Raw genomic sequence first — 17,086 nt, forward strand, 5'->3', positions numbered from 1 at the left:
AATTGGAAAAAATGTTGGAAATGAGCGTTAAAGTGTGTGGGCTATTACCAAACGCCAATCGGTATTATGTATGCCTATGGTCGTCCAGAATGCTTCTTTGTTAACTAGTGGTCTTGAGGGTGCAAGGTCATCAAAATAACTGTAAGTGCCATAACCTGACTGTGTATCAACAACATTATGAATGAACGTTTGAAGTTCAGTATAGCCGTGGTATTCTTCGTCTGTGAAGACATTTTTTCCTTGCTCGGGGCTATCATCATAGATTAGGGTGCCATTTTTTTGTAGAGCATAAATCGTGTAGATGCCTTGAACCGAGTCTTCAACAAATGGGTGGATAAGCTCGTAGGGCAAAAAGACGATGCTGAGCGAACCGATAAAGAGCCCATCAGCATTGAAAACGGGCGCAACCATCACAACGCCCGGGAAATCTTCTACCAGAGAGATAAGGTTACTGACTGCAGGCCGCAGGGTTGAGCGCATTTCAATGTTTTGTTCTTGGTTTGATACATCCTTGCCGATTATATCACTGAAATTACTGGGTTGGACGGCTCGTAAAACGCCATTTTTGTCGGCAGTTGCTGCATTAATGATGACATTTGAGTTTTGGGCGTAGAGGTCGCTTAGTACTTTTTCTGCTGCGTCTCCAGTTAAACCAGTGCTGGATAATTGTTGACATGCATTTGACATAGCATCATCTAGTTTTTGCAGTTCTGAATTTATGCTAGACGAGTCGCGAATCAAAAATGAAGCCATCTCTTCTTTTTTACTTTGGCTTGTTACCTGCGAATTGGTGCTCCATTGATACATATTGAATAATAACGAAGCAGCCAGCAATATCACTAAAACTATGACTAACAGTTTCGTTTTAGCCATTTTGCATCGTGAATCTTTTGGGCAGATTTAGCCTTTAAGCGTTATGTTGAATCATACCCAACCTCAATAGGCAGCCATGGGCTGGGTCTAAGAGAATCCCCTAATATCAAACGAAAGAAATTACCGCTTTAATTTTCTCTTATTAACAATTAGACAAATCGCTTATATTTTCAGAAAACAAATATGTGTTTGATGATGTTTTTTGGCAATAAGCAAAAACAGTGCTAAAAACATTATAACCCAAAAAAAAGTCAAACCTTTTAAAATTGTTAAAAACTCAGGGAACGCGCCAAATAACGAAGGCACCTCGGCACTTAAGAAAATTGAAAATAATCTGTTAACCACCAGTGAAGGATTAGAAAAGATTTTTGACAGCATTGACGATGGCATAACTTTAGTGAGTTTAGACGGAATAGTCCTCGATTGCAACCAAGCATCTTTAGCTCTCCTTGGTTTAACGCGACGAGAGGAACTCATCGGAAAAAATGTGTATGACCGAATCACCCCAGAAGATAAGCAGCAAGCGATTAATGATGCTAGCCAAGTGCTCAAAACGGGGAAAATTGTTAGCCAAGTCAGATTCCTCAAAAAGAGCGGAGTGCCATTTTGGGCTGAGATTTCTGTAACTGTCCTCTATGACAATAACAGGCAACCAGCACTATTTCTGGGTGTTACAAGAGACATCACAGAACGCAAAAGGATATTACAGGAGCTAAAAGAGAGCGAAGAAATCTATCGCACACTATTTGATAGCAGCGATGACGGGTTTATTTTGGTCGAACCAATTTTTGATGAAAATAATTACACGTTTGATTACAGATTTCTCAAAGTAAATCCAGCATACGAACGCCTAACTGGCGCTAAATCGGGTGAAGTTTTAGGAAAGAGAGTAAAAGAGGTTGCACCTGATCTCGACAAATCACTTTTTAGTCTTGTTGACTTTGTTATAAAAAATCAAAAAGCAAAACATAACGAATTTTTTGATCAACACTCGGATAAATGGTATGATTCTTACTATTTTCCCTTTGGAAAAAATAGAGTCGGCATACTTTTTAGGGATATATCAAAGCAGAAAAGCGTTGAGGCTGCGTTGAGGAGTTCTGAAGAGCGTTATCGGCTCTACGTAGAAAGTTCGCCTGTAGCTTTTTTTGTTATAGATTCTGAGCAGAAATATATTCAGGTAAATGACGCAGCCAGCAGGCTTCTGGGATATACCAAAGAAGAGCTGCTTAAGATGACTATTTTTGACGTAACCTTTAAAGAAGATATACCCTTAGCTGAGGATCAATACAAGGAATTAATGCAGAATGGGAAGTCGATAAGAGAGTTTAGGTTAAAGAAAAAAGATGGCCAGCCCGTCTATATAATTTTGAACACCATTCTGTTGTCTGATGGGAAGGCGATGGCGTTTTGTGAAAACATAACTGAACGCAAAAACCTCGAAAAACACCTCCATGATAATGAGCGTTTAGCCACCATTGGACAAACTGCCAGTATGGTTGGACATGATATTCGCAACCCTCTACAGGCAATAATAGGGGACCTGTTTTTAATCGAGAATACAATCAAAGCACACCCCACTTGCCCAAGCAAAGACTTTGTTGAGAGCTTAGAGGGCATAAATGAAAATATTTTTTACATAAACAAAATTGTAAGCGATTTGCAAGACTATACCAGAACAATCAAAGCGACGTTGGCTGAAGTTGATGTAAGAAGCCTAATTTTTACTGCACTTGAGGGTCGCAAGATTCCCGAAGGGATACAACTTCAAGTAGACGTTAAGAATGGCCTTCGATTGATTACTGATGTAACATATTTTAAGAGAATTATATCGAACCTTGTTGGCAATGCAATTCAAGCCATGCCTAACGGAGGCAAAGTAACCATCACAGCTGCCCAAAACAAGGACAGCGTTGCTATAACTGTTGCAGACACGGGAGTGGGAATTAAGGATGAGGATAAGGTTAACTTGTTTAAGCCGTTGTTCACGACTAAAGCTAAGGGGCAAGGTTTAGGTTTGGCTGTTGTTAAGCGGTTTGTTGATGCCTTAAATGGAAGTATTGCGCTTGACACCGAAGTGGGTAGGGGTACCAAATTTACAATCAGCCTACCAAATAACCAACCTATAGAAGCTCAACAGAAACCTCGAAATCACAACCCCAAATAACGCATCATCAAAACAGCGCTTTTACTTGACAACTGCGCCCTTTTTAGACGCAAAAGACATGCCGACTGCCGACAAAGCCAAAACGGAAGCTTCCCATATTCGACATAAGTCGTTAATCACCATATGATTCGAATTTATTATAATATTGGCATCGAAATTTCGTTTATATTTTCTCTGAAGACATACCATTGTAAAAAAATTGAGGACCAGAAAACTATGTGTGCCATAATAAAATCTGCACTTGGACTAATCGGCATATGTGTCGTATTCGCAATCATGGGTTACGTAGGTTATCTGGTTTTTTCCGGCGAGGTATTGATTTAAATGATAACAGACCAATCTTGCACCCAAAATGAAGACGATTTCGCAGAAAAATGCCGCCTTGCACTCGAAAAACGTTGGGGAATCCAAATTCCCGTTCCAAAGCAATGCAAAAAAAGGTAAGCAAGCCCTTCAGGTACACGGCTACTAGGTGTTAGAGCACATAATCTGCAGATGAGATGGCGCCGCTCACCCAAATTTATTGGCTTGTAACTAAGTTAAAGCAAGGTGCCGCGCCGAACATTTATCAGAGATACATAATTTTTTTATCACTCAAGCGGGCGTTACTCAAAGCAGGTAGGTTAATTTAGGATGGCAGCATCGAAACCGAACAAAGTTAAAGCAACTCAGATAATACCCGTCATCATCTTAATTGGGTCAGTTGTCGGAGCATTATATTTCGCGGGTTTTTTTGACGATTTTCTCTCTGGCCAAAGCTTCACGGGCGCCAATGATGATGGATTTTCAGATGGTGGAATATTAACGCCCACCCGAGACATTGAGGGAACCTGGAAAACCACTTTTGCAACCGAATTTATTATCGCAACTGATTATGAAAACTTTGGTACCCTCGCAGATGTAGGCACCGAAAACCGTACCATGACGTGGACCATAACTGGAACAAGCGATGAACACATTGTTAGAGTGGATGTTGCGTTTTCGTATTCCAATAGACAGTTAGCTTCAGGCTCAGGATATACCCCAGATGTTTCGCCAATGCAATTGACAGGCATTATTAATGGAACACAACTAACGTTGACCCGAGGAGACGCAGGCCCCATTGAGCAAATTGGTTCAGTTGGCGTGTTTACTTTCACTTCAACACAGATGCAAGGAACATGGCACGACCACTGGAGCGGAGTATACGAACAAAACGTCTACACACTCACCAACGACTTAAAACTGATGAAACAATAACCAAAACAGTCACAAAGCAAACAAGATGCCCCTTTGGGCACTCCTTTTTTGAATTTTCAGAGCAACAACAGCAATCAGCCTCAGGTTTAGCATAAACAAAACAATCTACTCTAAGAAAGAAAAGACAAAGTTTTCACATGCTTAAAGGTGACAAAGACAGAAACTTATGCCGCGGGTTATAGAATTATTCGGGTGTAGGTGCTGTTGTTTTTTCTTCCCTGATGGTGAGGGGTCCGTCTCTGTTGAGTTCGCTGTATTTGAGTGATTCTAGGGCTTTTCTTTTTTGCATGGTTTTTCCACGCCAATCCATGCCAAGCATGAAGATGTAGGGTGCTGCCAGGTATATGGCTGCCACTAAGGGGTTTTCGAGGATGACGAATGTTGAGAGTATCTGGTCAATCTGTATGCCTAGTGTGACTAGGAGTATGTCGGGCATAAATGAGGCGATCAGGCTGAGGGTTAGTACGACGATGTATTGGCTTAGTACGCCTCTTTCTTTGCCTACGATTGCTGAGGGTATTACGGATGATAGTACGAAGATCCAGGTGAAGGCGTAGATGAAAATTATTGTTTGGACGTTTGTGTTTAGCCATGTGGCTGCTGATGGCCAGAATAGGCCTATGTTGGCACTGATTGTTCGGACGGCGGTGTCGGTTAGTAGTTGGTAGCTTACGGTTAGAATCCAGGAAACGGATAGGTATAGGGGGGCTATTACACCGGCTTTCGTTGTTTAACACTCCCGTCGGGTCAAGAGAGCAACATCAACTGACTATTAATAGTCAATATTTCAGATATAAATAATTTGTGAACCCAAAATACACCCAAAACACAAAAAACTCACCGAAAAAAAAATAAAAAAAGGAAAAAATTAAACAACATAATAGTCTAGATTCACAGTCTTCCAATGGGTACTACAATAATACCAGTTGCCAGCGTTGCCAGCATTTTGTGTCCGAAGATAAGACATCACACAATAATAGTCGCTACAGTACACTTCACTTCCAGCACGTACGACACATATCCCGATTGAATGCCCAAATTCATGCATAAGTACAACGGCTTCTGCGCCAACAGGTGAAACGATTACGGCGGTTGCCCAGTCATCAGCGGCTTTGTCGGCGATGTAGATGTAGTTGCCTGCTACCAAGTCACGAGTAGTCCCGACACAGAGGGTGTATCCAACTACGTTAGAAGAACCTTCGACTGTTGTTCCATAGAGCACCCATTTCTCTGGCAGAGTATATTTTCCGTCGTTTGCGTTAACGGCATTATCGTTTCCGTCGTTGTATTGTCTCTCGATTGCCCAAAATTCATCGTCAGAAATACCATTATCGTATGCTGCACTACACTCAATCTTGTCGTCCACTACGATGGTGAGTTTGATGTTTTTGGCTTGATAGTATGCAGTCATGTAATCAAGAACTGATTGGGTTGGTGCATAACCGTCTATGTAGTCGATTTCTAGGGTTAGGGCATATGATTTGGGTGTTGGTGCAGGTTTTACTTTTGCAGTTATTAGTTCGACATTGTTGTTTGAGCCTAATTTTACTTTCAGGGCTTCTGCTGAATCGGCGGTTAAGGGCATTGATGTTGGCGCGATTTCCTGTGTTACTTTAAAGGGGGTCGTTGTTTGTGCTTCAACTATTGACATTGGCAAAATTGAAAGAGCGAACAGCGCAATTATAGCTAGACCAATTATTTTTTTATGCAAATTTAAATCACATCATCAACTTTGGTCGGTTGAGTTTATAATTGTTATGCTCTAAATCGTAAGCTATATAGTCGAATTAACAATAACCCAACGAGTGGGCTAAAGCGTCAGCTTAACTATAGCGCTTAAAAAAGAAAAAAGTGGGTGTTATTTGGTTTTTAGACGGTTGTTTGCGCTTGAGGGGGCGTCACGGGTTGCGCTGTGCGCATAGTGAAGAAGGCAATAGCCAGCAGCAGTATACCAATCCAAATCAATATAGCGCCAAAGAAGAACAGCACCAGAACTATTGCACCAATAAAGATCAGCAGACCAGCGGTTGCAAATAAGCCGACTGAGGCTTTAGCAGCAAGCAGCTTAAACGAGCGCCAGAAGAAGTAGGTGGATACTATGGCGGTTATCCAGCCCACAATAAGCACAACTATGGCTGCAGTGATGAAGGGTATTATGTCAGTAAAGCTTATGGCGCTTGTGTCGGGTGTCATGCTTGAAATCGAGGGCAAAGTAGACAAGTTACCGTCCCATCCGGGGAAAATAGACATCAAGAAGTTAGTGATGTTAGGCAAAACAATGATAAAGGCCAAAGCCAACGCGACAACCGCACCGACAATCGCTACAATTACCCCGTAGACTGCTAAGCTGAAGATGCCACGTTCCCGGAAGTAGCCAGCGAGACCGTAGAGCGCGCCCAAGACTAGTATGAGACCAATGAGTTCAACGATGGCATAGGAGCTAATGTAGGGGAATACGCCGATGAGCATTAGAATTGCGCCGATGCCGCCCAGATATTTGCTTGATTCAGGAGTCATCAGTTTCTCCTCGGGTCTGTGTTCAGCTTTTTATAGATAAAAGCTTTTGCCCGATTATTAACTGTTGATGCCGCTTTTAGCTAAAAAAGTATCATTAACAAAACAAAAATGAAGAAATATAGATAAACACAAATCAGCTTGTTTTTGCGGCTTGCTTGGCGTCAATCCATCGTCGCATAGACGCAAAACCGCCCGTCACAAACCCAGCCAACAGTTGCCGACCCGTCCATAATAGCCCTGACAACACCATCAGAAAACCCAAAAACTGAACCCACAAAATCGGGCTACTCAAGGAGGGCGGAGAGTGAACATGAAAAGCATAACCATAATCAAGATCAGGTTGAACCCGAAACACCATATACGAAGAAGTAGCCAGTTGCCGAGCTGCATCCATGTTAGCAATCAAGGCAACAAACACAACAGCAAGCCCCAAAATACCCAACGCAAACAGGGAGGCTTTTTTGAATTTCTCAGTAGAGGCGGCGTACTTTAGCAACGTCGAGCTTTTTGCAACCAAGGACGCGGCAGCCAAACAGAAAAACGGCAACGCCTGATAGATGTATTTTACGGCGCTGGTGTAGGGGGCTTTTAAGTTAACGGACACCGCCAAATAAACCACCAACCCCACAATAAAGAAGATACCCAAAAAACAAATTGCATCAGATACCTGAATCCTCTTGTCAAAGCGCCGCCAAAACAGCAATCCAACCCCCAAAGAAACCAACGCCACCGCAAAAAAGCAGATTCCTAGACCGTAGTTGATGAGGAAATTGCTGGCGAAAAGGGGGGTGACGGCTACGTCTGGGAAGTTTAGGTCCTTGAAGTCATTATGCCCAAAGAAATACATGAGGTCAAATCCCAGGATGCCTTGGTACCACAGCAGATTCCCCAAAAGGGCAGGTAATCCAAATGCGGTTAGTTGGCTGAGGATGCGTTTGGAGTTTTTGGGGCGATGATAGAGGTACAACAGTAACAGCGGGACAAGCATAAAGACAGCGAAAAGTTTGGTGAGCAGCGCCAAAGCAAAAAAGACACCTGAAACCGCGGCTATTTTTACGGAGTTGCGTCGTATGGCTAAGATGCCGATGTAGAGGTAGGCAAGGCTGAGCAGCAGGCATTGGGTGTCTATTAGAAAGCTGCGACTCAATATGAGTTCCCATGGCGCCAAAGCAAAAAACGCCGCTGCAAACACCCCGGTAGATTTACTGTAGAGTTCTGCCCCCAACAAATACACAAGGACAATGCAGGCTAGCCCAAATGCAGTGATTAATGCGGCGCCGTTTTCTTCTGAGAAACCTACAAAATGGAAGTAGGCTGCTTCAGTGTAGAAACCCAAGGGTGGTTCGTTGAAGATGTTGCCGGTTGCGTTGTAGTAGGGGTAGCCCCATTTGAGAACACCTTGGGCTGTGTCGAGTTCTAGCTGCGTGTCGAGGGTTCGGTAGGGTCCCAGGGGGAGAGAAATTAGAATGGCGCCGATTAAGACGGCTAAGAGAGGATAGTATTCTTTTAGCAGTCTAGGGATGTTATGTTCGCCCGACATACCATCTCAGCCACCGTTGGAGTTCGGCAACTCCTCGGGAACCGTGATGGTGAGTCATATGCAGTCGTTGAAAAGATAAAGCTTTGCACAATCTACAAAAACAGCTCTAAGGTGAGCCAAAAAAAGGAGAACTAAACCCCAACAGGTTGAGGCGATGCAGACGGAGTCGGGGAGGGTTCAGGTTGCGGTTTTAGCTGGAAGAAAGCAATAGTCATCAAAAGCACAGCAACAATGATTAAGAATACACCAAAGACCATTATGGTTAACACGGCACCGATGAACAGCAGCATACCTGCAGTCGAGAATAACCCGACAGAAGCTTTTTTGGATAATCCCTTGAGAGCTTGCCAGCCCAAAAAGCCCGCCACCATGGTGAATATCCACATTATAGCAAAAACCTCCACTATGGGTCCAACGTAGGGGATTAGGGCAGTGGGTTCTAAGTTGGCGTCGAAAGTTAAGTTAGGCAGGTTGGTCCAGTCGCCTGTGAATCCGGGATAGAGAAGTGACATTAGGTCTGTTCCGAAGTTTGTGAAAAAGAACAGGTACACAAACCCAGCGATGGTTACGATGATGCCGATGATTAGGGCGATTAAGGTAAAGAGTCCGTTGTTGAATATGGCGCGGTCTTTGTAGTAGTCTGAGAGTCCATGCAGCCCCGCGAGCAGAAGTATGAAGCCTACGAATGCGGCTATTGCTAAGAGGGGTTCAAAGATAAAGCCTAAGAGACCAACAAGAATTAGTAGGGAACCAATGAAGCTTAAGTTCTTGCTTGATTGCAGAGTCATGGAGTTTCCTCTAAGCTTTGTCTGAGCCGTTGGGATAAAAACTTTTTGCGTTTCTAAAACGGTATAGAGGGTGAGGTTAGGTGGTTTTGGGGAATTCTTTGATGGTTTGGCCGGTTACAATGTTGAAGTAGGTTTGGAGGTAGATTTGACCGCTGGGGGTTAAGGTGTAGACTTTTCGGGCGCGTCCACCTGTTAACTGTTTGGTGCTCTCTACGAAGCCTTTGATTTCGAGTTCGTTTAGGGTTGGGTATAGGGCGCCGTGTCGGATTTTTATGTTGAAGTCTGCTTCGACTTGTTTTTTTATTTTATAGCCCCAGGTGGGTTTGGTGCTGATTATGCGTAGGAGTTGGATGTCTAGCAGGTTCTTGATTATGTGTTGTACAATTTCTTTTTTGTATTGTTCTGACATCAAGCGCTTCCTTGGCTGGTATGGGTGTATGTTTTGATTTATTTACTTTATGTTGGGTGGGGGGGTGGTGGGTATTGTTTGGGTATGTTTTGGTATGCTTTGTTTATGTCTGAACCTTTATATCGCTCGTATGGTAACTAAACTCTCAAGACACATATGTCCAAGAGTGGACATATTGTCTACACGTCTAACAGCAAAACTGTTGAACAAAAATACAGAAAGTGAAAAAATGTTGAAAGTAGCAAGCTCACAAAAAGAGGTCTCAACCAAACTCATGAAAGGACTGCTAGACATCATAATCCTCCAATACCTCAAAACCGAACCCATGCACGGCTACCAAATCATCACCAAAATCCGCAAAGGCTTCGGAGTCTACTTTGGCCCAAGCACAATCTACCCACTCCTCACCACCCTAGAAAAGAAAGGATACGTCGACAGCGAATGGAACATGAACTATGAACGCCCAAGGAAAATATACAAACTCACAACCGACGGACAAAGCATGCTCGACATAACCGAAGATTCACTAACGCTCATCTGCCGAAAAATCGGAAACCAAAACAGCGAAACAGACGAAACACCCCTAAACGCACTAACAGCAAAACGCCGAAGCTCCATACCAATACTTTAGAGCAGTAACCTCTGGGTTGTGGGTGGAGCTTTCTATTTTGGCTCAAATCAAATTCTAAACCATGTTATACCTGTTTTAAATATCTCTGTTGGCTTGTATATTACTCCCTCAGGTGACGGTCACTTGAAAGTAGCCAACGGCTTTGAAGAGTTAAAAAAAGAAACCGTAGAATTCTGCAGACACATCGCTGGACAATCAGAAGTCACAGCCGTTGCCCTACTAGACGCATTCTCCGAAAACGCATCCAAAGAACGAAACGTCTATGAAATCATAGCTATAATAAACGGGTTCCAACCGCGCCTGATGAATTACCTCAAAACTTTCAATTCTCAAACCATCGTTGTTTTCGCCGTGGATCAATGGATTTTTGAGCAGGACATCAATCGGGGGTTCCTAGGTGAAGCGGTGGCGGGCAGGTTAATTTTTCCATATTCGGCTTTTTTTGGCGGCGGCTACCTCAAAACGCAGGAAGCATCGCTTAAGAAGCGGCTGGTTTTGGAGGTGTTAGAGAACTTGGTATTTAGTTTCCCTGAGCTTGCTAATCGGCTTTTTATTAAACCGCAATATTTCCTCTACGAAGCCTTCTCGAGCCGTATCCGTGTGTTCCCGCTGTTAGCGTATAATCTTTCCGATTTGTCATCGTGCTTTGTTGAGAATGAACCTGACGCCATGCAAACCTACAACATGGTGCTAAAAGAGTTAGTTGCAGAGGGAAAAATCAACGCATCTGAGGGTTACATAACGATTTCTAAAGAGTTTATTGCTCAATGCCGTGACCCTCGCATACGCATCATCAATTTAGCCCGCAACGCGCCGCGTACGCTGTTTAACGCCATATTTGGGGTTGTTCCACAACTTCTCAACGTGGTCTCCCAAAACACTGAGGCGTTTCTAAAAACGCAAAAAATTAATTGGATGAAACAACCCTATAGTTGCGAATTCGTAGACCCGCAGAAATTCGTATTTGTCAAGACAGCGGAGGGAGAGGTTTCGTTAGCTGATAGGGTTGACATCAAAGGGTACGCCCGAAAAATACTTAAAAAAGACGCAGAAGCAGAAATCGAAGTTGAGCCAGTGGGCGGCGTATTAAATGACGTTTACCTTATCCGTACCCACGGCAACAGTGGGGAACGCAAGGTTTTGGCGAAGCGGTTTAAGGAGTGGTCGGGTTTTAAATGGTTCCCTCTGACTTTGTGGTCGTTTGGGGCGCGGTCCTTTGCGGTTTCGGGGCAGGCACGTTTGTCCAAAGAATGTGCCATAAGTGAACAGTTAATCGCCGCGGGGTTTGCGGTGCCCAAAATCCTCTACGTGAGCAACGTGGAGCGGTTGGTGTTTATGGAATTTATTGACGGAGAGAACCTCAGTTTAGCCATCAAACGCATAGCCACCGCCAACGATGATGAATCCATCGATGCGGATTTGGAAATTATTAGGCGGGTCGGAGCCATCCAAGCAGGCGTGCATGCTCAAAACATCTCGTTAGGCGACACCAAACCCGACAACGTCCTGATTAAGCCGGATGGCACCATCTATTTGATTGATTTTGAACAAGCCATGCAAAGTGGGGACTCAGCGTGGGACATCGCCGTGTTCCTCTACTACTGCGGGCACTATCTACAGCCCTTCTATAGCAACAGCAAAGCAGAAGCCATCGCCAAAGCTTTCATAGACGGCTACCTGCAGGGCGGTGGAGATGTGGAGGAAATCCGCAAAGCAGGCTTGACCAAGTACACGCGGGTGTTTAGCATATTTACGATGCCTGCAATAATGCTGGCTATTTCTAATGTTTGCAGAAAAGCACAAGCCACCAAGAAATAAATGAGGCTATAGAGTCAATATTTAGTGGTGGATTTTGTGAGTGATGAGTATTTCTATAAAGGGCTCTACAAGGTCAAAGTTTTGACGGAGAGCGAGGGCTACTGGTTGGTGGAGGCGCTTGAAGATTTTGATGACACCGAGAACTGTGAAAAAGTGCATGTCAAAGCGGGGGAACAACGCATTGTGCCTCGGGGCGAGTTGCATAAGCACAAGGTGTTGGCGCCGCCGTATCCTGAGCACTTGTATGAACGGCGGTTGGAGAAGAAGGTTAAACGTATGGTTGAGGAATACGAGAAAAAAGCTCAACCTTGACTGTTTTTGGGCGGTTGCAGGGCAGTTAGTTTGGCTTTCATAAACATGTAAGTTACTGCGAAAACGAAAATCGAGGCAATTACCCCAAAGATGAGAACATATGCAAGGGTGGTCAGTTTTGAATTGTCGGGGGTTGGGGTTGACTGGGCGGTTGCGGTCAGTATACAACTAAACAGTATGGCTACAGATAGAAAAGCCGCGATAATCTGCCGTTTGTTACTTGCCATATTCTGTCCCATACCGCAGTGGACGCGTATTCTTTTAAGCCTTGCTTACGAAAACAACCAACTAACCGCATGCTTTTCTGGTTGGCTATTGTTAAGATATAAAAGGTTGAAACCACCAACAAAAAGGGTGTGATATAACATGGTCTTGGCACGCTTAACCGTTTGGAAATTTAAGGAGGGCCAAAGAGAGGCAGCCTTCCAAAAACTTGACAACTTCCTAAACGAATCTACCCGCCACGCAGAGGGCTTCCGCGGATACATGTCTATGTTTTCCATCCAAGACCCCAACCAAGCATCCACGTTAACGCTTTGGCAGGATGAAGAAGCACTGCAACAATCCGAAAAAGGCGTGTTCGTCGAGACCATCAAAAAAATCAAAGATGCACTCGAAGGCGAACCCAAAACCGAGAGCTACAAGGTGTTCTCAACCGAGCTATTCCTACGCACAGAAAAATTACCCCCAAAAGACGCGGTTGCATAGTGAAACCACAAACGTTTAAGTGAACCCAACCGCTTCCCCTATAGTATAAGCTTCTGCTTTTAAGCAAATTTTCAGGAAACACGATTAATGTCTCAACAAGAAGTCCGAACCGAAATCACCTGCAGCGACTGCGGCAAAACCACCACGGTCCCCTTCAAACCCAAACAAGGCAAAGCCGTATACTGCAGAGAATGCCTCGCAAAACACCGACCCAAACCCAAAACCCACAAAACCACCATCACCCATGAAGAAAAACAGGCATGGTCACGACGACGCAACCACTGGAAATAAGTCACACAAAATATTTGGCGCCTATTTGGATCCTATTAGTGGTTCTATGCAGAAACCTAAGAGGGGTAGGTCCGTATTGCTTGAAAACAAGCACATTAGCATGTTGAAAACCAGCAGATATTCCCAACCTATTTGTGCTATAAATTAGGTATAGCTGCAAACCCAACTTGGCGTTCTTTAGATTTGGACAAAATATATAATTCGCTGTGTTACCTGTGCCTCTATTTGGTGCAAAATTACTGATGCAAGCCCCCGCAAGCCCCAAGATAACATGGAAAACGGTGCTGTTTCCCCTGCTGGGTCTAGTGGGGTTTTTCCTCTACATCCTCATATTCCAAGTGGACCTCGTCGAAGTCATACAAACCGCCGCCACCGCCAACCCCCTCATCTACGCCGCCGCCATCATCTGCGGACTCCTCGAAGTCCTCTTCTACACCATCTCATGGAAAGTTTTAGCCAACCACCTCGACATCAAAATGAGCCTGACCAAAGCATACCTCTACGTCTGGTACGGCCTCTACGTCGACATCGTTATCCCAGCGGAATCGGTCAGCGGAGAAATCGCCCGCGCCTACCTCGTCACCCGAGACCGCTGCGGCAGCTTCGCCAAAGCCATCGCATCCCTCTTCACCCACCGCCTCTTAGGCATGGCAATGAACGTGGTTGTGCTCATTGTGGGGGTGATTTTGCTTTTCTTCGAGGGGCAATTCGCTTCAGCTATTTTTGACCTCATAGTCTTCATAGCCATCGGCATAACCGCCATCCTAACCGCCATGACGATACTGGCGTTTAAGCGGGTCTGGACGCTGCGAGTCATTGACTGGACAACTAATCTGGTGAAGAAAATCTCGCGGGGCAGATGGACTCTCACGCGGTTCCGCGAAGAAGCTTTCCAAATCACCGACCACTTCCACGACGCCATGACGGAGTACCGCCACAACCCCAAACCGCTGGCGCAATCACTGTTTTATCTCGCCGTCACATGGTTCTTTAGCCTAAGCATCCCTTACCTGGTCTTTATCGCGCTTGACTACCCAGTGTCTTGGAGCATCATATTCATCACCTCCGCCATCGTGTTAGCCGTCAAATCCATCCCCGCAGGCATCCCCTTCGAAGTTGGATTACCCGAAGCCACCATGACCACACTATTCATAGCCATGGGCGTCCCACCAGAAATCAGCGCAACCGCAACAATCCTCACCCGCATCATCACACTATGGTTCCGTTTCTTCATAGGCTTCGCCGCCCAACAATGGCTGGAACTCAAACCCGCAATCCAAACCAGCCCAGACGATATAGAAAAAACTAAAAGCAAAACGAACCCAATTAGCTGTTAGGAGCAAAATGGGTATTATTATTGAGACGGCGACCCTAAAGCTCCTCGATAGGCTCTATGAAATCGAGGGGCAATGCTTCGATGAGGAGGCTTTTACCAGACGCCAAATCGCCTATTTGCTCACCGATTATAACACATTAGCGTTGGATGCCAAAGTGGATAGCGAAGTCGCCGGGTTCATCATAGCCCAAATCGAAACCGACGAGGAAACCGCCCAGTTTGGTCACATCATAACCCTAAACGTAGCCCCCAAGTACCGACGCAAACAAGTCGCAAACCAACTCCTCCAAGAAATTGAGAGCTTGCTAAAACAGCGAGCCATAATGGAGTGCCGCCTCGAAGTCCGCGAAGACAACCACATAGCCATTAAGCTTTACCAAAAACGCGGCTACCAACTCGTCGGAAAACTAGAAAAATACTACGGGAAAAAACATGGGCTTTACCTAAAAAAAGCTCTATAAGCCGTCAAAAAGCTGCCGCCACGCCATGTACGAACAAAAGTTTAAATGAACAGACGCCGTAGGACATGGGTAGGTGGGGAGATACGGGAGAATCACGTGGAAGGAAATCGAACGAACAAACCCTTGTCAAAACCATCGTTGTTTTGATTCGTAACACCACTTGGCGATGTGGCAAACTCGAAAAATCCATCGTGAAACACCTCTACAAACGCCACGAAAACTTTGGCAAACCCGGTGTATCCGTAAAGGACATAATGCAGAACCTCAACATCACCGGCGAGAAAAAAGATGAATGCTTAGATGCATTGCGCAGACTCGAAAAAAGGAATATAGTGAAAATAACGCCACTCTAACTTCTTTTTTTCTTAACCCAAAAAAAGTCAAATTCTGAACAAACAAAACAAAAAGGAGAGAGACTACTTTTTGAGTAGCTCAGCTTCGGTGGGCGGCGCCTTAATCAAACCATGCTTCATCAACAAATCAGTCGAAGCCCGCGCATTCTTGATAATCGAGGACGCACGCTCATACAATTCAGCTCGACTAGGCTTGACACGCGCCACACCCTGCTCAATCGACTTCAAAGCACACGCCACGGCTTCGCGAGGAAACACTTCCCACTCATCCATCCGCGGCAGCAAATTATCCTCATCCATACCCCGCTCCTCTGCGTAGGCTGCAAGCTCCGTGGCAGCGGCAATGCACATGTCATCAGTTACCGTTTTGGCTTTCACATCGAGTACACCGCGGAATATGGCTGGGAATCCGAGGCTGTTGTTAACTTGGTTAGGGAAGTCACTGCGTCCCGTTGCGACGATGCGTGCTCCTGCGTCTTTGGCGTCCCAAGGCCAGATTTCGGGGATGGGATTCGCGCAAGCAAACACGATGGAGTCATCAGCCATTGTGCGGATCCAGTCCTGCTTGATGGTGCCGGGACCGGGTTTAGAAGCCGCAACCACAGCGTCGACGCCTCGGAAGGCTTCAGCTATGTCGCCTTGGCGGTTTTCGCCGTTGGTTTTCTGGGTAACATCGTATTTCCAGGGGTCTTCGGCTTCTTTGATGTCGGGGCGACCTTTGTAGAGAACACCTTTGGTGTCGGCTAGTATTATGTTGCCTGGTTTGACGCCCCACGCCATAAGCACGTAAGCGGTGCGGATGTTGGCGGCGCCTGAACCGACGAGGGTAATGAGGCTTTCTTTGGGTTTTTTGCCCACCAACTTAAACGCATTCATTAATCCAGCTAAAATCACGGTCGCGGTGCCTTGCTGGTCATCATGCCAAACAGGTACCTGCATCTCCGCGCGGGCTTTCTCGAGCACATGGAAACATTTGGGTTTCTCAATGTCTTCGAGGTTAATGCCTCCAAAGGTGGGTTCAAGCGCTTTGCAGATGCGTACAATTTCGTCGGGGTCCTTGGTTCGTAGACAGATGGGGAATGCGTCGACGCCGCCGAGGTACTTGAACAGGAGTGCTTTGCCCTCCATAACGGGCATGGCGGCTTCGGGTCCTATGTCGCCTAACCCCAAGACACGTGTTCCGTCAGTTACGACGGCGACGTAGTTCCATCGGTTGGTTAACTCGAAGGATTTGTCGGGGTCTTCGTGGATTTGGCGGCAGGCTGCGGCGACGCCGGGGGTGTACCATATGGCGAAGTCGTCTACGCTGCGGATGGTGCATTTGGGGATAACTTGCATTTTGCCCTCGTAGAATCGGTGCATGGGCGGGGAGAGTTCGGCGGGTTTTTTGGCTTTTGCCAGTAACTCTTCCACAGTTGGTTTGGGTTCATTTTTTGATGGGGTAACCATTCGGTTTTTACTCCTGTCCATCTAAGGGAAAAACAACATGAGGATTTTAAATTTATCTTCCACTTGAGGCAAGTTTGAAGAGCAAACTCTCAAGCGCCCACTAAACTCGGAGGATTGCCTTAGGGGTTTTAGGTTTATGAAAAAATATTAAAAAAAGAAAAAAATCTTTTCTTCTCTAATTCAGGTTATGAGGC

18 protein-coding genes and 1 pseudogene are annotated in these 17,086 nt (G+C 45.3%); 10 read left to right on the forward strand and 9 right to left on the reverse strand.

Features of this window, described 5'->3' with window-relative positions; all coding sequences use genetic code 11:
- Window positions 1-27: 27 nt before the first annotated feature.
- Window positions 28-873, reverse strand: a complete 846-nt coding sequence (locus NWE92_13390; protein ID MCW4030625.1) for a PDC sensor domain-containing protein — start codon at window positions 871-873, stop codon at window positions 28-30.
- A gap of 202 nt (window positions 874-1,075) precedes the next feature.
- Between NWE92_13390 and NWE92_13395 the strand changes: the two genes are divergently transcribed.
- Both NWE92_13395 and NWE92_13400 read left to right on the forward strand, forming a co-directional pair.
- The gene (locus NWE92_13395; protein ID MCW4030626.1) at window positions 1,076-3,040 is read left to right on the forward strand and encodes a PAS domain S-box protein; all 1,965 of its coding nucleotides are present in this window, start codon (window positions 1,076-1,078) and stop codon (window positions 3,038-3,040) included.
- Between the two features lie 633 nt (window positions 3,041-3,673).
- Window positions 3,674-4,279, forward strand: coding sequence for a hypothetical protein (locus tag NWE92_13400; GenBank protein MCW4030627.1), 606 nt, complete (start codon window positions 3,674-3,676; stop codon window positions 4,277-4,279).
- A gap of 184 nt (window positions 4,280-4,463) precedes the next feature.
- Here NWE92_13400 and NWE92_13405 read toward each other — a convergent pair whose 3' ends face one another.
- The 6 genes from NWE92_13405 to NWE92_13430 form a co-directional block, all read right to left on the reverse strand.
- Window positions 4,464-4,715, reverse strand: a complete 252-nt coding sequence (locus NWE92_13405; GenBank protein MCW4030628.1) for a hypothetical protein — start codon at window positions 4,713-4,715, stop codon at window positions 4,464-4,466.
- 432 nt (window positions 4,716-5,147) lie between these two features.
- On the reverse strand, window positions 5,148-5,936 hold the full coding sequence (locus tag NWE92_13410; GenBank protein MCW4030629.1) for a hypothetical protein: 789 nt from the start codon (window positions 5,934-5,936) through the stop codon (window positions 5,148-5,150).
- 212 nt (window positions 5,937-6,148) lie between these two features.
- Entirely contained in the window at window positions 6,149-6,796 is a 648-nt protein-coding gene (locus NWE92_13415) for a DUF996 domain-containing protein (protein MCW4030630.1), read from the reverse strand.
- Window positions 6,797-6,929: 133 nt separating this feature from the next.
- Window positions 6,930-8,336: a glycosyltransferase family 39 protein gene (locus NWE92_13420; protein ID MCW4030631.1), complete on the reverse strand. Its 1,407-nt coding sequence runs from the start codon at window positions 8,334-8,336 to the stop codon at window positions 6,930-6,932.
- Window positions 8,337-8,467: 131 nt separating this feature from the next.
- Window positions 8,468-9,124: a DUF996 domain-containing protein gene (locus NWE92_13425; protein ID MCW4030632.1), complete on the reverse strand. Its 657-nt coding sequence runs from the start codon at window positions 9,122-9,124 to the stop codon at window positions 8,468-8,470.
- A 76-nt stretch (window positions 9,125-9,200) separates the two neighbouring features.
- Window positions 9,201-9,533 carry a PadR family transcriptional regulator gene (locus tag NWE92_13430; protein MCW4030633.1) on the reverse strand — a complete coding sequence of 111 codons (333 nt, stop codon included), beginning with the start codon at window positions 9,531-9,533 and terminating at the stop codon, window positions 9,201-9,203.
- Between the two features lie 229 nt (window positions 9,534-9,762).
- Here NWE92_13430 and NWE92_13435 point away from each other — a divergent pair, with 229 nt between their 5' ends.
- The 3 genes from NWE92_13435 to NWE92_13445 all read left to right on the forward strand — a co-directional run bounded on the left by NWE92_13435 (window position 9,763) and on the right by NWE92_13445 (window position 12,294).
- The gene (locus NWE92_13435; protein MCW4030634.1) at window positions 9,763-10,164 is read left to right on the forward strand and encodes a PadR family transcriptional regulator; all 402 of its coding nucleotides are present in this window, start codon (window positions 9,763-9,765) and stop codon (window positions 10,162-10,164) included.
- A gap of 123 nt (window positions 10,165-10,287) precedes the next feature.
- Window positions 10,288-11,982, forward strand: coding sequence for a phosphotransferase (locus NWE92_13440; GenBank protein ID MCW4030635.1), 1,695 nt, complete (start codon window positions 10,288-10,290; stop codon window positions 11,980-11,982).
- A 36-nt stretch (window positions 11,983-12,018) separates the two neighbouring features.
- Window positions 12,019-12,294 (forward strand): hypothetical protein, encoded by a 276-nt coding sequence (locus tag NWE92_13445; protein ID MCW4030636.1) that lies wholly within the window; start codon window positions 12,019-12,021, stop codon window positions 12,292-12,294.
- Here NWE92_13445 and NWE92_13450 read toward each other — a convergent pair.
- Entirely contained in the window at window positions 12,285-12,521 is a 237-nt protein-coding gene (locus tag NWE92_13450; protein MCW4030637.1) for a hypothetical protein, read from the reverse strand. The two genes, NWE92_13445 and NWE92_13450, sit on opposite strands and share 10 nt — an antisense overlap.
- A gap of 139 nt (window positions 12,522-12,660) precedes the next feature.
- Between NWE92_13450 and NWE92_13455 the strand changes: the two genes are divergently transcribed.
- The 5 genes and pseudogenes from NWE92_13455 to NWE92_13475 all read left to right on the forward strand — a co-directional run bounded on the left by NWE92_13455 (window position 12,661) and on the right by NWE92_13475 (window position 15,443).
- Window positions 12,661-13,002 (forward strand): antibiotic biosynthesis monooxygenase, encoded by a 342-nt coding sequence (locus NWE92_13455; GenBank protein ID MCW4030638.1) that lies wholly within the window; start codon window positions 12,661-12,663, stop codon window positions 13,000-13,002.
- Between the two features lie 87 nt (window positions 13,003-13,089).
- Window positions 13,090-13,224: pseudogene (locus NWE92_13460) on the forward strand (hypothetical protein).
- 311 nt (window positions 13,225-13,535) lie between these two features.
- On the forward strand, window positions 13,536-14,630 hold the full coding sequence (locus tag NWE92_13465; protein ID MCW4030639.1) for a flippase-like domain-containing protein: 1,095 nt from the start codon (window positions 13,536-13,538) through the stop codon (window positions 14,628-14,630).
- A gap of 7 nt (window positions 14,631-14,637) precedes the next feature.
- Window positions 14,638-15,090 (forward strand): GNAT family N-acetyltransferase, encoded by a 453-nt coding sequence (locus NWE92_13470; GenBank protein ID MCW4030640.1) that lies wholly within the window; start codon window positions 14,638-14,640, stop codon window positions 15,088-15,090.
- Between the two features lie 65 nt (window positions 15,091-15,155).
- Window positions 15,156-15,443, forward strand: a complete 288-nt coding sequence (locus NWE92_13475) for a hypothetical protein (GenBank protein ID MCW4030641.1) — start codon at window positions 15,156-15,158, stop codon at window positions 15,441-15,443.
- Between the two features lie 63 nt (window positions 15,444-15,506).
- Here NWE92_13475 and NWE92_13480 read toward each other — a convergent pair whose 3' ends face one another.
- Entirely contained in the window at window positions 15,507-16,892 is a 1,386-nt protein-coding gene (locus NWE92_13480) for an NADP-dependent malic enzyme (protein MCW4030642.1), read from the reverse strand.
- Window positions 16,893-17,086 lie beyond the last annotated feature (194 nt).

This window comes from Candidatus Bathyarchaeota archaeon, from assembly GCA_026014745.1.
GTDB lineage: Archaea > Thermoproteota > Bathyarchaeia > Bathyarchaeales > Bathycorpusculaceae > Bathycorpusculum.

Coding starts and splice junctions, on each gene's coding strand:
- NWE92_13390 (MCW4030625.1), bottom strand. CDS start 873: ATGGCTAAAACGAAACTGTTAGTCATAGTTTTAGTGATATTGCTGGCT.
- NWE92_13400 (MCW4030627.1), top strand. CDS start 3,674: ATGGCAGCATCGAAACCGAACAAAGTTAAAGCAACTCAGATAATACCC.
- NWE92_13405 (MCW4030628.1), bottom strand. CDS start 4,715: ATGCCCGACATACTCCTAGTCACACTAGGCATACAGATTGACCAGATA.
- NWE92_13415 (MCW4030630.1), bottom strand. CDS start 6,796: ATGACTCCTGAATCAAGCAAATATCTGGGCGGCATCGGCGCAATTCTA.
- NWE92_13420 (MCW4030631.1), bottom strand. CDS start 8,336: ATGTCGGGCGAACATAACATCCCTAGACTGCTAAAAGAATACTATCCT.
- NWE92_13425 (MCW4030632.1), bottom strand. CDS start 9,124: ATGACTCTGCAATCAAGCAAGAACTTAAGCTTCATTGGTTCCCTACTA.
- NWE92_13430 (MCW4030633.1), bottom strand. CDS start 9,533: ATGTCAGAACAATACAAAAAAGAAATTGTACAACACATAATCAAGAAC.
- NWE92_13435 (MCW4030634.1), top strand. CDS start 9,763: ATGTTGAAAGTAGCAAGCTCACAAAAAGAGGTCTCAACCAAACTCATG.
- NWE92_13450 (MCW4030637.1), bottom strand. CDS start 12,521: ATGGCAAGTAACAAACGGCAGATTATCGCGGCTTTTCTATCTGTAGCC.
- NWE92_13455 (MCW4030638.1), top strand. CDS start 12,661: ATGGTCTTGGCACGCTTAACCGTTTGGAAATTTAAGGAGGGCCAAAGA.
- NWE92_13465 (MCW4030639.1), top strand. CDS start 13,536: ATGCAAGCCCCCGCAAGCCCCAAGATAACATGGAAAACGGTGCTGTTT.
- NWE92_13470 (MCW4030640.1), top strand. CDS start 14,638: ATGGGTATTATTATTGAGACGGCGACCCTAAAGCTCCTCGATAGGCTC.
- NWE92_13475 (MCW4030641.1), top strand. CDS start 15,156: ATGGGTAGGTGGGGAGATACGGGAGAATCACGTGGAAGGAAATCGAAC.
- NWE92_13480 (MCW4030642.1), bottom strand. CDS start 16,892: ATGGTTACCCCATCAAAAAATGAACCCAAACCAACTGTGGAAGAGTTA.